9 protein-coding genes are annotated in these 13,925 nt (G+C 39.7%); all 9 read right to left on the bottom strand.

Annotated elements, in window-relative coordinates; genetic code table 11:
- Positions 1-407 precede the first annotated feature (407 nt).
- The 9 genes from ACT29I_RS20065 to ACT29I_RS20025 all read right to left on the bottom strand — a co-directional run bounded on the left by ACT29I_RS20065 (position 408) and on the right by ACT29I_RS20025 (position 13,921).
- Complete coding sequence (locus ACT29I_RS20065) at positions 408-689, bottom strand: hypothetical protein (RefSeq protein WP_444794251.1); 282 nt, start codon at positions 687-689, stop codon at positions 408-410.
- Positions 690-694: 5 nt separating this feature from the next.
- On the bottom strand, positions 695-907 hold the full coding sequence (locus ACT29I_RS20060; RefSeq protein ID WP_444794250.1) for a hypothetical protein: 213 nt from the start codon (positions 905-907) through the stop codon (positions 695-697).
- A 9-nt stretch (positions 908-916) separates the two neighbouring features.
- Complete coding sequence (locus tag ACT29I_RS20055) at positions 917-3,484, bottom strand: GH116 family glycosyl-hydrolase (RefSeq protein WP_444794249.1); 2,568 nt, start codon at positions 3,482-3,484, stop codon at positions 917-919.
- Between the two features lie 46 nt (positions 3,485-3,530).
- Positions 3,531-4,508, bottom strand: coding sequence for a hypothetical protein (locus tag ACT29I_RS20050; RefSeq protein ID WP_444794248.1), 978 nt, complete (start codon positions 4,506-4,508; stop codon positions 3,531-3,533).
- Positions 4,505-7,117 carry a GH116 family glycosyl hydrolase gene (locus tag ACT29I_RS20045; protein ID WP_444794247.1) on the bottom strand — a complete coding sequence of 871 codons (2,613 nt, stop codon included), beginning with the start codon at positions 7,115-7,117 and terminating at the stop codon, positions 4,505-4,507. The genes ACT29I_RS20050 and ACT29I_RS20045 overlap by 4 nt, the downstream gene beginning before the upstream one ends.
- Before the next feature lie 230 nt (positions 7,118-7,347).
- On the bottom strand, positions 7,348-8,256 hold the full coding sequence (locus tag ACT29I_RS20040) for a discoidin domain-containing protein (RefSeq protein ID WP_444794246.1): 909 nt from the start codon (positions 8,254-8,256) through the stop codon (positions 7,348-7,350).
- Entirely contained in the window at positions 8,231-9,406 is a 1,176-nt protein-coding gene (locus ACT29I_RS20035; RefSeq protein WP_444794245.1) for an alpha-L-fucosidase, read from the bottom strand. Before ACT29I_RS20035 ends, ACT29I_RS20040 begins: the two co-directional genes overlap by 26 nt.
- 251 nt (positions 9,407-9,657) lie before the next feature.
- Positions 9,658-12,156: a glycosyl hydrolase family 18 protein gene (locus tag ACT29I_RS20030; RefSeq protein WP_444794244.1), complete on the bottom strand. Its 2,499-nt coding sequence runs from the start codon at positions 12,154-12,156 to the stop codon at positions 9,658-9,660.
- A 193-nt stretch (positions 12,157-12,349) separates the two neighbouring features.
- Positions 12,350-13,921 (bottom strand): RagB/SusD family nutrient uptake outer membrane protein, encoded by a 1,572-nt coding sequence (locus ACT29I_RS20025; protein WP_444794243.1) that lies wholly within the window; start codon positions 13,919-13,921, stop codon positions 12,350-12,352.
- Positions 13,922-13,925: the final 4 nt, after the last annotated feature.

Below are 13,925 nucleotides of genomic sequence, written 5' to 3'. Positions count from 1 at the left end.
TGAAGGACTTTGTGACAATGTCCCTGGAGGATATTGCTGCGAAGGAACGGTTTATGAAAATAAATCAAACCTATCAATAATTAATAAATAATGCAACGCATAATTAAACTACAGCCACTAAAAACAACTCAATTGCTTATTTGGCAGTTTCACCTTACAATTTGAAAGTAACACAAGAAAACATTATTCTTTTATACGTATTTCTAACAAATCGCCTTTCTTTATTTCAATAAAACTATTAAAAGACAGTTGAATTTTGTCATCTGCAGAAAAAGTGACATCGAGCTGTTTATCGTTTAACACGAGCTTAACTTAAGTCGGTTTTGCGGAATATAAATATCTTAACACCAATTGCTTTAATCGCAGTTTCCCATAATTAAGCTACAAATTTAATAATTTGTGTTTTATTACATATTTTTTTGCGAAAAGGTACCCCAAGCCTGGGCTGTAGTAAAAAACGAACAATGATCCGCCGGTTTCCAATTGGGATCAAAACCGATTATTCCCTTTGGTCCATCATAATAAAATCCTTGTGCGACCAATAATACCGACCAATTGCACAACGATCGTCCATAGAATTGTCCACATTCGTCATCACCAAAAGGATTACCGTTAAAACCAAAGTTGCCCCAGTCGCCATTAAGGCCTATTCGTAATATACCATTGTATCGGTTCGTCCCTGAACGCAACACTGTTAGAGCATCCCTAGTTTGCCCATATTTAAGAAGCGACGACCCGACAGTAAATTCTTATAGGCCGGCCAGATCTCATCGGAATAAACCGGTGCATTTTCAGGCCAGTCGTTTTGGGGCCAAGAGGTAACAATAAAGCCTGCCTCATCAGATAAGGCAAGCTCGCGTGGTGTTTGTTTAAAGTACTTTATAAATTCATTAATAATATGAATCAATAAGCATTTTTACCAATTCAGCAATACCTCCAACTTGTCACCCTTTTTAAGTGCCAGCTTTTCAACTTCCAGGTTAAACTGTTTTTCCTTTTGTGAATACTTAGCTTTTACTTTTTGCCCATTGAGTAATACTTCCACACTTGATGGCTTATTTTCATCCGTCATCACCAAATTAACCTTATTCAAATGTAACTCTCCATAATTTAAATAAAGCTGGTATACTTGAAGTCCTGCATCCTTTTTTTGAGAGAAACTCCCCCACCCTTCGGCAGTTATAAATGCAGACTTGAAATTATCTGGATTGATCTTTGGATCAAAACCAATGATTCCTTTAGGTCCGTGATAAGTAAATCCACTCGCTGCGATGAATGGCGCATAACCACTCATGGCACGGGTATAGTGATTTCCATACTCAATTTCGTTGTAGGGATTACGTCTTTCAGGTGAGTAACGTGCATGCAATGCTTTCTCCACCTTCATGGCTTCGTCCACCATTCCTTCTGCAATCAAGGTGGCCGCCAGCTGGTGTTCCTGTCCCGTCCATATTTCACTGAAATAACCGATCACCAGTTTTTCCCACTCATTGGCAATAATACCAGGAGCCTTGTCAGTACCTCCTTTTGGAAAAGTACACATGATAATACCAGCCTCATCATCATCGGCATACCATCGTTTAATCGGAATGGCTGCAGTATGGAGGTAAGCACCATAATTATCCGCAAAGTTGTACTTCATGATCGATTGCAGGGCGGTTTTCACCTGCTCTTGTGGCAATATATGCCCCAAACCGGCTTGACTGGCCCAGTACTGTCCCAGCAACTGGTCGGTATGACAGCCCACATTGGTGTTGGGAGCCTCAGGATGCTCCGGGTCGAGCTTCTGAATGAAATACTCACCATCAAACAACTCGGACGAGATATTTTTAAATGCCAGCTTTGCAATAGCACTGCACTCACGGGCAAATCGATTGTCACCCATCTCCTGTGCCATTTCAGCGCCCGCCTTTAACGATGCTGCATACAAACCGCTAATCCAGGTAATTTTTCCATACCAGGTACGATCCAAGGTATTGTATTGTTTGCCTTCGAGAATACCATCTGCACGACCCGTTTTTTCCTTATCCTGATCAATCATCACCTGAATGGCTTTTTTGATTTTTGTCCAGTTTTGTTTTAAGAAAGTAATATCAGACGACATCAAGTGCTCACGGTAGATACGCATAATTGTTCCCGCATGGCCATCTACGGCATAACCGCGACCATCATGGCGACCCATCCCGCTAAACTCGCCCCTATATTTGATGATACCATCATTATAGGACAAACCAAGGTCAATCTGCTCGCGCAACTGACGGGCCAAATTGGGAAACACACGTCCCAAAGCCTGCTCGTAATGAAATACGTGCGTACAGGTTCCTTCTCCCAGGTATACCCCTTCCATTGTATAAAAACGTCCTTCGTTCTCCGTATCATCGGTAATGTCATCGAAACGGACAGAAGCAGTAGTGGCCAGGGTACTCACATTGACAAATGTACGATCAAGGAACCATTCCGGTAAAGTTGAATTATTCCAACATTGGTTCCAATCTTTGGTCGTTTCCAGTAGCCACTTGTTTTGAACTACATAATTGCTAACGTCAGCCGCATCGGTAAATTTAGATGAGTAGTAATGGCGCAAATTTTCCTTATTTTTCCAGTGATGAGCACCATCCCAGAGGTTAATATTGGGGAAATACCAGCTCAACAGAAAAGTAAATGTCTTACTCTCCCCTTTCTTCAGAGTGGTTTTACCGTCTACACTACCCACCAACTCATCACCCAGAGGCACCTCCTCTGTCGCTGTATCGGAAGTACCACTGTAAATGCTGAGCCCTTTTGTCCGGGTTGCTTTTGCATAGGCCTGACCTTCTCCCAGCAAGGTCAGACTCATGCTGCCCCAATCGGCCAATTGTGATTTAAACTTATCACTCATCTGGCACACCAGTTGGGCATTATCTCCATTGTTGACAACCTTGTTTATATGCACATCGTCCTTCCCTTTTCCGGTCTGGAAACCGGCCATATTCTGCAACCAACCTGAAATCTCCACCTCTACCTCATCAGCATCCTGATTGGTAATGGTATATTCCATAACTGTTAACGGCAAACCCGAGTTGTCAGCATCCCCCGGAATAAAAGGAGAATAGGCCTTTAGAGACACAGCAACAGGAAGGGTTGGATCAGCATAACTTACCTTACCAACCGGATATTGCCCCTCAAATTGAATATCGGAAAAACCATTGCTGTTAAGAGAACGCATATGTACACGCTCCCCCTCTTTAATGGTAAGTCCAAATCCGTTTTCAAAGGTATTTTCCTGGGTAAGCGGATTCAAATAATATCTATCACCAGGTCCTCCCGGATTAATTCGTGACACATTAAATACATCCCAGTACCACAACTGGCCATCACCGCCCAGATAAACCTGCCCGGTACAGATACCACCAACGGGCATACCTATGTATTTCAACTCGTCATTAGCACCCTTAACTATTAAGGAGGTTAAAAATAGTGCTACAATTCCAAAAAAAAATTTCATCACTTCAATACTTTATTATTAAGTACGTGTTATTCGGATAAACCAATTACTGCTTCGCCCATTTCAGTTCTGCAACCGTCACTCCATGACTATTTAGATAATGCTGATCTTCAGGCCCACAAGAGGTGATATATGTTTTTCCCTGATGTTCAAAAATCTCGGCAGCATGCCCAAACAAAGTGGCAATGGTATTCTCCTCATAATCGAAATGATCCGGATTATCCGAAACAACTGCCAGGGTCTCGGCATAGCGACGGTGCGCATAGGTAAAAAACATGTACCACAGTCCATTTCTTTGAACCAAATAAGGTGATTCTATCAATGTAGCCCATGTACAATCATTAATTCCCAGAATGGTTTCTGGCTCCTCAAAATTTACAAAATCTTTTGTTTTGATTCTGATCACCTGCGTCTGCTCCACGCCTTTATTACCTGTACATACAACATGTATCCAATATTTACCATCTGTTCCCTTCATTATATGTGGATCTCGCGTTCCGATCCAAAGTAATTCAGGAAGGATTGGCTTTTGAGTCTCTTCCCAGCTCATCAGATCATCTGACCAGTATACTTCCAGGCGTCTCTTATCTCTCCAGGTTTCGACTACCATAGCATAACGCTGGCTTTCCTCATGCCATATCACATAAGGAGCCCCAAGATATTCTGTTCCTTTACTTTCATCAATGGCAAAAGGCTCTCGTTTCCACTCTTCAATGGTTCCGGTGGTGGTACAATGACCAAGGTATGGGTGATAACGGTATAGATCCTTTCCTTCGGGTGGATAGGGGTTATTAATACCGAACCAATGCAACACACCATCCTTTTCAATAAAGCAGTGATCATTGGTGAACCACTTGCTATCATCAAAGTCGGCCGATGGCTTTGCGGTTATCATCAGTTTGCTCTCTCCTTTTAAATAAGGCACCTCTGCTCTTTCACGCAAGCTTAAAGAACTATTTTTTGCTGTACATGAAACGGCTACTACGGCAATAGCAAGCACAAGAATCTGCTGTAATCTTTTCATTTATTAAATTTTATATCAATGTTCAATTTATCTTCTGCTGATAACTGAATTTCTTCAATTAGTATTTCAACTTTATTGTTGGTTCTATCAAATGAAATATCCAGTTTGTTCTCTCCCATAAACACATCCACACTTTTAACTTTTTGATCAGATGGCAACTCAAGACACAATTTACGAAGTTTTAGTTGCCCATATTTTAAATGTATGGAATTAACCTGATTAGTTCCAGTCCTTGTCTGGTTAATTGTTCCCCATCCTTTGGCTGCTGTAAAAAATCCTGAGAATTTATTTTTCTGTATTTGTGGTGAGAATGAAAGCTTCCCTTGCGGTCCATCGTAAAAATAGTCTTCCAGCGCAATCAACACACCCCAGGAGGCCAGCGCACGAGCATAATGGTCGCCACACTCTATCTCATTCCATGGATTGTGTTTCTCAGGCTGATAACGCTCATGCACCGCTTTCACGAGTGAAAGGCCTTCCGTAATCATCCCCTCATAAATCATGTTGGTGGCTACCTGGTACTCTATACCTGTCCACACCTCATTACGGTAGCGCACCGCATCTTCATTCAGGTGCTCGCTGATGGGAAAAGTACAATTTAACAATCCCGGTTCACCGGCATTTGCGTAGTATCTTTCAGGAATGAATTTCCGGGTTTGAGGCCCCACATCTTTGGTCCAGTTATATTTCCAGATGGATTGCAAAGCTGTTTTTACTTTTTCTTGTGGATAGATATACCCAAGCTTCAGTTGATGCGCCCATGTTTGTCCAAACAGTTGATCACTCAAACAGCCATTGGCATACTGGAATTTTGCATGCTTCTCCAAATCAACATCCTGAAAAAAGTATTCACCATTCCACAATTTCTGAGCAGATAATTTACTCCCTGAGTTGTAAATGCTTTGACACTTTTTAGCAAATTCAGTATCTCCCATTGAAGTTGCCATCTTTTCTGCCGCTTGCAAAGCTGCCAGGTAAAGTCCTCCCACATAAGTATTGGCACCATAAAAAGCAATATCATAGGTATTTGATTGCCCCTTCTCAATTAAGCCGTCCTCATTCTCATCTTCCGAAATAATAAATTCTGTCGCCTTCTTTATTTTTGCCCAGTTACGTGATAAAAACAGATGATCTTTTGATACCAGGTGCTCGCGATACGCCTTTAAAATAGTTCCGGCATGTCCATCTAAAAGAATACCTCCCCATCCGTTACGTGCAACTATACTTCCGTCTTCATTAAAGGACGTTTCAAAGTCAGTCTTCTCACGGATATTACGCTCCAGCTCAGGAAACAGTCGAGCCAGGGCTTGCTCATAATTCCACACATGTGTACAAGTTCCCACGCATGATCCTACACCTTCCCAGGCCCAAAATTTATCTGTGGCCCACCACTGACAAGTCTCTGTGGCCAATGTGGATACCGGCATCATTATTCGGTGTATGAGCCAGTAAGGCAATGTTGTTTGATTGTAATAGGTATCATGAAATTTATACGTCTCACTACTCAGACGTTTATAGTTATTATGCAAATAAAGTGCTACATCGCTCGATGAATCAAACCAATTGGCATACATGTTACCAATAGCAGGACCATCAGTCGGAATAGGCTTATTCCAGTTTCCTCCATCCAGATTATGTTTAGGTCGGTTGGGGAAATACCAGGCCAGAATAAACAAAACCTCTTTTTCTTCTCCAGGTTTTAATTGAATTTGAGAAGAAACTGCCCCCACTAAAGGATCACCTAAGGTTTTTGTTACTTCAATATTAGTTCCTGCTTTAATATCTGGAATCACCTCTCCTTTATCATCAACAACACTCAAAGCCATATTACCAAAATAAGGGTGTGCCGCTGTCTTTTGATCTTCAGAAACAAAATCCATCATTAGCGAGGTTAACTGATTGCTTCTTTGAACACGATTTCTGGCTTTTCCTGAAACTTTTCCTTTGAGGTCGAGCATCACCATGTTCTGCAAGTAGCCCTGAAGTGTAACCTCTGCTTTTTTAGAAGACGTATTTTTAAGCTTGAATTTAAGGTAAGTACCCGGCGTTGCCGATTCACGGGCATTAAGGGGAATAAAGGGTGAAAACACTTCCATCTGTACCTCTACCGGTAATGAAAATTCACTATCCTCATAGGTGATCTGTACCAAAGGATATTCACCTACAAAAGCGATATTATCGAAATCGCTTTTGTTAAGCTGTTTTTCAAAATGCTTATTTCCGCTTTTCACATTAATCTTAAAGCCTTGCTTGATATAACTAAAAGGCTCAAAAGTCTGGTAACACACTTTCCAGGGACCTTGTGCCGTTTCAAAGTTCAATAAATGGTCAATACCATAACCTGTATTATAGGCATTATTGGCAATCCACCAACCAGCTAATGTCCCATCGCCTCTCACGTATAGTTGTCCCGAAGCAATACCTCCACAAGGCATACCAATGGTCTTTAGCTGCTCGCCCCGATAAACAGTACGCTCTCCTTTTTCTGTAAGACTTGTGATCCAGTCTCCACTTAGGTCTTTCTGTTCGGGGATCACATGACCCCATTTGTTTTGTGCTTGCAGCACTAGCACAAAAGTTAATAAGATTGAAATAATAGATAGTCGCATAGAAAATCACTTTTGAGTAATAGCATCAAAAGTAGGCTTATACGTATCAGCAGAGGTGTATAAATCCGGTCAAAGAAGTATACTCAGCATGCGGAATAGAACTGTATTATTTGAATCCGAACATCAAAACAAACCTAGTTCACAGTATTTTAAATCACACAAACAAAAAGGATATGTCCCTAATGGAAATATCCTTTTTTATCTATTTTTAAAATAAAATGCAATAGTGATTAATCAGTAATCACACCAACCTCTCCAAAACCGGCTGCATCCCCACCATCCACAATATGAGTTGCTTTCAGCTTAAAGAAACGTCCACTTTTTGCCTTAAAGGTTCTGGTTTGTTTTAGTGGATTATTTTTAATGTTTGAAAATTCGCCTGCCGAAACGGGATCGCCCCAGTTCTTACCATCAACGCTAACATAGAATTCGTAGTTGGATATAATTCCCCGTGACCAACGTGCCTGATCGGGTACATAGGTAAACCCTTGTAAAGATTCTGTTTCTCCAAGATCGATAATAATTTCCTTTTCCTTTCCCCAAACATGCCATACATTTTTATTGTCACCATCAATGGCACGCTGTGCATTTATAGCTGATGAGTTTACAACCGTCCATTTATTTTTGCAAATATCGAAAGCAACAGAGGCGACAGGACTTTTTAATCCTGTTAATTTATCAACGGCTACCGCCTTTACGTTAGCAGGTTCTGTTAAAAGAAACGTTTCTTTATACTCCTTACTTTTGATATCAGGTTCCGATCCATCCAATGTGTAATAAACTGAAAGTCCATTATCAGCTACCTCAATTCTAGTTTCACCTGACTTATCACGTTTTATTACCGGCATGGTAAGCAATTTAGGTGCTTTATAAATTTCAATATTCGAAAGAATTGGTGCTGCTTTGGTTTTTTTTATAGTTAGGCGAACACGCTTTGCTATCGTATTTGGAAAGCGAAGTATTCGTTTATTACCAATGGTTGTGCCTTCGGCAATAACTTCCCAGGCTCCATTTTTCTCCACCTCAACACTAAATTCCTGAACACGTTGACCTAAAGCGATGTATTCCTGCACTACGAAACGGTTGAATTCAGTCTCGCTATCAAATGTGATTTCAACAGCTGATTTTTTTTCCCTCATTCTTTGGCATCCAAAAAGTCTCTTCATCTCCATCAACCAGATATTTTGCTTTATTTCTTCCTTTGGATGAAGAGGCTTTTATGCTAACCTTACCAGCCAAGTTGTCTTCAAAATCTGATTGTATCACCGCATACCACTCTTTTAAACGTTCCTCATCGTTTTCATGTATTAACCCACGCTTATCGACCGGAAAGTTCAGTAGCAGTGATCCGCCATGTCCCACAGAATGATAGTAAATATCTACCATCTCGTGAAGAGGACGTACTTTGTGGTCTTCTGATTCATGATAAAACCATCCCGGCCGTATGGAAACATCTACCTCTGCTGGCAACCAGTGCGTACCGTCTTCATCACCTACCTGAAGCTGTTTTGCACAATCACAGCCGGGATAATACTCGTCGCGTTTTAACATTGACCAGTTGGTTTCGCCAACCCATCCATGCTCATTTCCTGCCCAACGGCAATCGGGGCCTGCATCACTAAACAACATGGCATTGGGTTGCAATTCACGCACAATCTCATACACTTCCGGCCAACCGTAGTAAGTTTTACGATCCACATTACGTCGCTCCCGGGTGCCACCGTAATAACCATCGCCCCCATTAGCTCCATCAAACCATACTTCAAATATTTCACCATAGTTGGTCAACAGCTCACGCAGCTGATTTCTGAAATAAGTAATATACTCTGGCTTACCATATTCGGCATGGTTACGATCCCAAGGAGAAAGATATACTCCGAATTTCAATCCATATTCCTGACATGCATCCGACAACTCCCTCAATAGATCTCCTTTCCCATCTCTCCATGGTGAATTTTTAACCGAATAATCGGTATATTTTGAAGGCCACAAACAAAAACCATCGTGATGCTTGGCCGTAATGATAATTCCTTTCAATCCATTCTCCTTACAAATACGTGCCCATTGCCTGCAATCTAACTCTGTAGGATTAAACAGTTTGGGATCTTTATCGCCATACCCCCACTCAATATCAGTAAATGTATTCATACTAAAATGCACAAATCCATAGGTTTCCATTTTGTGCCATGCTTGTTGCCGTGCTGATGGAATCGGGCCAAATGGATTTTGAGCCATTATCACATTGGCTCCCAATGCTGCTAATAAAACAAATAATAATAGTTTTCTCATTTTCTTATAGTTACTACCGTCTCCTTACCTCTTTAATAATTATTCAATGGTCTCAGTTTTCAGACCTACTAAACAAAATTAGGCAGGACGATCATGTTAAAAAAATAGGGATAAGTCAATAAATGCTCATCCCTATAAATTATTTATTCTCGACAGGCACTTCCTTAAGTAGAAGCGTCTATATCTCAACACTTACTTTCTATAATTAAATACTCGGACAATACGTCGTCAGTTCAACAATTAATCAGATGCTATTTTTTAATAAATTTGATCATATCATCATTAACCTTCAAAACATAAATCCCTGAAGCAATTGAACTTATATCAATACGCTGTTGTGACGCACGACCATTCATTACCAATGTACCAGTCATATTGTATATTTCGAAATTAGCATCCGAGACTCCAGAAACAAACAACTCATTTCCTGCAGGATTAGGATAACAAGATATTTCATTACTATCCTTTTTATTCGTGATACCTGTAGGGCTATCATCATAAAACACCTCTCTTTGAACATCCAGGTAATAACGACTATATTCGGCCTTGTATTCTTCTTTTAGAATTTGCATACCTCCCAATTGGAAAATACTAATACCACCACAGCCAAGTTCTTTCGTTTTTTCCAACAGCTCTTTATAACTTTTTTGGTTATGTATGGCTGTTCTGGTTATTTTTGATCCATCGTTTACAACATAAGATGCATATCCCTGACCATCATAAACCGGTTCTACAGGATTGACTAACCATTCATTTAAAAAATAATCAATATTAATGGCTGCTTCGCTACCAGATTTAGCTATCACATTTGCACCGTCACCCTCACCATCCATAGTGGCTGTTCGACCAAACCATGGAATACCAACATTAAGTTTCTCACGTGGAAATCCATCCCATCTGACTGTAACCTCATTATCAATGGATGGAGTAGGTGTAGCTCCTCCGGGGAAAGGATTTCCCACACTCGGGATATTGTACATATACGACATCATATTAACCCAATCTACTGCACTACTCAAACGAGCGTAATCAAATCCTTCGCCTCCTCCATTATAGCCATCTTGCTGAGCTGAAAATGTCAATAATAAATCCGGGTTCACTTTATCCATCTCCTCCCTCAATATTTCTAATAGAGTTAGAAGAGCGTTACGAATTTCGTTATTATATTGATTTTCAATATCCCAATCCAATCCATCATAATTATAGCGTTGTAACACTGATACAATTTCTTTTGCTGCCTCTCTCCATAAATCAGGACTATTAGCATAATCAAGTTGTAACTGGGGCCAACCATCCCAGCCCCCTTTACCTGATAAACAAGCCATTACTTTCACATTCTTAGCATGAAACTTATTGACTGCATCATAGTGAGGGAATGGATCTGAGTCATTATCAGTTATTAGCACATAAGGCTTCTGACCAAAGAAATTAAGATCTAATCCAAAATAATAAATGTGCGTTAAATCCTCAGGTTGAATAAAAGAGATATGCTCCTCATTAGTCCACCCTGGTACCCAACCGGTAACACGATGCGTATTCTTATTTTCGAAAGTTGTATTTAAAGGAATAATCTTTTTAACAGTAGAAGGCGTTGTTGGATTGTTAAACGCAGTCATTACAATCTCCCCACTTTGCCCCTCGTAAACCAGCTTTGTTACATTTACAGATACTTCAGTATCAGCAGCTATATTTGTTGACACATGCCCAAACAAACTAAAACCATAACTTCCTACAGGTACCACCTGGTTATTTAAATCGAATGTCAACACATTATTTTCAACCGTAAAAGTTGTAAACTCAACATCTGATCCATTGATAGTTCCAATCAACTTGATGTTATCAAGATTGTCTTGTGTAACAAAACCTGAAATATCAAATGACAAACTTTTTAAAGTAAGATTCTCCTCTCCGGCTACGACTACATCCATCTTTTGCAACAAATCCTGCTCATTACCCGAGAAAAAATACTTAGCCCCCCCACTAATAGGCACTGCACTTACAATAGTGCCTTCTAATGCCTCATCCAGTAAAGTTAGTGAGCTTGATATATCCACTTGTTGAGCACTTGAGTTTCCTTCGGCACTATTACCTACTAATGCAGGAATAGCATTTTGAGCATCAGGAGCGGTCTCATAATCATTCGCATAAACAATATGATCCTTAGATGGGTGAGTATCATTAAAATATACGCCTTTATACTTATTTATTTCATCTACACCTAAAGCCACATCCCACACTCTGGTTTCATCCAAAATACAGTCATATTGTCCAGCAAGAAATAATGCAGGAACAACATCTTTTAAAGGTAAGTTTGCTGCCCAATCAACAACAAACTTATACGCTGTTCCATCAATTATAGCTTTTAGACGGTCATCTGTGGTGGCGGCACCATTATAAACAAAAGCCACATGATGCCACTGACTTTTTTCATATGATGTTTCGAAATCTCCCATAGAATAATTACCATCATTATTTCGTAAAGCAGTCACATAACCATCTAATCCACCTGTTCCACCTTTCGATAATTGCAACAATATTTCATACTTTGGATAATTATAATCTACTGCGCCAATTAGTGACGAATACCCCCAGGTATCATTCACATAAATCCAAGTTTCAATGGTAAATGCTGAAGCTCCATTCAACTCTGGGATAGTTAGTTTTAAACCATCCTTAATTTGTAAACCATGGTTTTGGGCACTACCCATAAACCATATACTCAAAAATAAAAGAGTTAATATTTTTTTCATAAAAAAAATTTTCATCCTGATATGCGGATCGCATTTGCAAAATATTTTGCATATAATTTATTATCTGAATTGCTTAAAAAGAAAACTCATGATAAACCCGTCCAATTAAACCTACTCCGTTATCACTAATAACATTTAAGACACTAAAGCGCGAGAGAATTCATTTATACGAAACCTCTCGCACTTCCCAACTCTAATAGTTAATAAACCAATTTTGCTCTTCAGCCAACTTACTTTCATAAGCCATGGCCGGATTTTTAGCCCCCAATAAGTGGGCATACTTAGTAAAATCTCCCTCGCGACGTGCAAAACGCAGGGCTGTCTCATAGCGCTTTCCTTCGAAGCAAAGTTCCAAATTGCTTTCGTCAAAAATCCACTTTAAAAGAGTCTGCTCTTTATCCTGAGTAATCTGCTCTTCAGTCCACCCTTCATATTGGGCATCACTTGCATAATTCGGATACATTTTGTTTTTCAATCCAACCCTTTCGCGAACACCATGGTTCTTACTCAAGTCCGGTAACCAAGTACCATCAAAAGGAGGTTTATACTGGCCATTATCTCCATCCCAATAACGATTTGCATCCCTATCCGGAGCAATACCATCATTAAGTAAAGCATAGGCAATTTCCAACTCTCCCTGTAAGGCTTTGGCTTCACAATATTTAAGGTGCACTTCAGCTGCCCGGTAAAACACAAAATGTTTCGGCCCATTGTATTTTGTCACCTTATAACCATCATTAAACTCCGTATAAGAGCATCTTTCACCCCTGTACACATCACCTTTATTGACCAATGAAATAGCATCTTCCGATTCAAAAACATCAATCATTGCCAGGGTAGGCTGCAAAACATGTTCTTGATTGTTATTAAACAATTCATCGAAGACAAATATTTGCTGATTTACCTCATTAAACTGAATTCCATTGATATTTTCGTTTTGTGTATTTACCAAGGCACCATTAAAAACATTCCGGTAATTCACATCATCATACAAATCCTTCAGCAATCCATACTGTCCTTCGTTTGAATTGATGACTTTATGAAACTGATTGGCCGCATTTTCATAATCACCAGACCACAAATACAAATCTCCTAGCAGTACATTATAATGAAAATCATAAACGTTGAAATCGGAACGTATCTGCAACTTGGCGTTCCAGTCTATTGCTTTGCCCAAATTTAAATCAACAGATGTTAGGTCTGCAATTAACTGCTGAAGAGCTGCATCCAACTTGAGAACTTGTTTTAAATGATCATTTTTCACATCATCAATGGTACGCATCGGCACCGTGTAATAGACAATCTCGCCATAAATTTTAGCAATATTGAAATACACCCAGGCCCTTACCTTAATAACATCAGCAATGTGTGAAGTCACCAAATCCCAATCTGCTTTCTGATTTTTATACAAAAACCCTTTGGCATTGTGAATAAAATCATTGCAGGCATTAACCAGCTTGTAGTACTTATTGTTTAAACAATAAGGATTGTAAGTATCGTATTGTAATTTCTCAATACTTTTCAAATTCTGATCGGCATACTCAGTTACGGTCAACTGATTGCTTCGCAAATCGTTCAACACAACCAAATCGCTAGATATATCCTGCAGTAATGCATAGATACCAACCAAATTTGCACTGACTTCCTCCTGTGTTGTAAAGTTGTCATCTTCGATCAATAACTCGTTGCTATTAATATCAAACGTATCATCACACGATGAAAACAATATGATAAAAAGACTTAAAGCACATATTATTCTTCTCATATCT

It is taken from the genome of Saccharicrinis sp. GN24d3, assembly GCF_052400645.1.
Lineage (GTDB): Bacteria > Bacteroidota > Bacteroidia > Bacteroidales > Marinilabiliaceae > Saccharicrinis.
This window is presented reverse-complemented; position numbering and strand designations above follow the sequence as displayed.

Bases quoted from the DNA above. Each gene is read 5' to 3' on its own strand.
- ACT29I_RS20035 (WP_444794245.1), bottom strand. From the start codon at position 9,406: ATGAGAAAACTATTATTATTTGTTTTATTAGCAGCATTGGGAGCCAAT.
- ACT29I_RS20025 (WP_444794243.1), bottom strand. From the start codon at position 13,921: ATGAGAAGAATAATATGTGCTTTAAGTCTTTTTATCATATTGTTTTCA.
- ACT29I_RS20050 (WP_444794248.1), bottom strand. From the start codon at position 4,508: ATGAAAAGATTACAGCAGATTCTTGTGCTTGCTATTGCCGTAGTAGCC.
- ACT29I_RS20040 (WP_444794246.1), bottom strand. From the start codon at position 8,256: ATGAGGGAAAAAAAATCAGCTGTTGAAATCACATTTGATAGCGAGACT.
- ACT29I_RS20055 (WP_444794249.1), bottom strand. From the start codon at position 3,484: ATGAAATTTTTTTTTGGAATTGTAGCACTATTTTTAACCTCCTTAATA.
- ACT29I_RS20030 (WP_444794244.1), bottom strand. From the start codon at position 12,156: ATGAAAAAAATATTAACTCTTTTATTTTTGAGTATATGGTTTATGGGT.
- ACT29I_RS20045 (WP_444794247.1), bottom strand. From the start codon at position 7,117: ATGCGACTATCTATTATTTCAATCTTATTAACTTTTGTGCTAGTGCTG.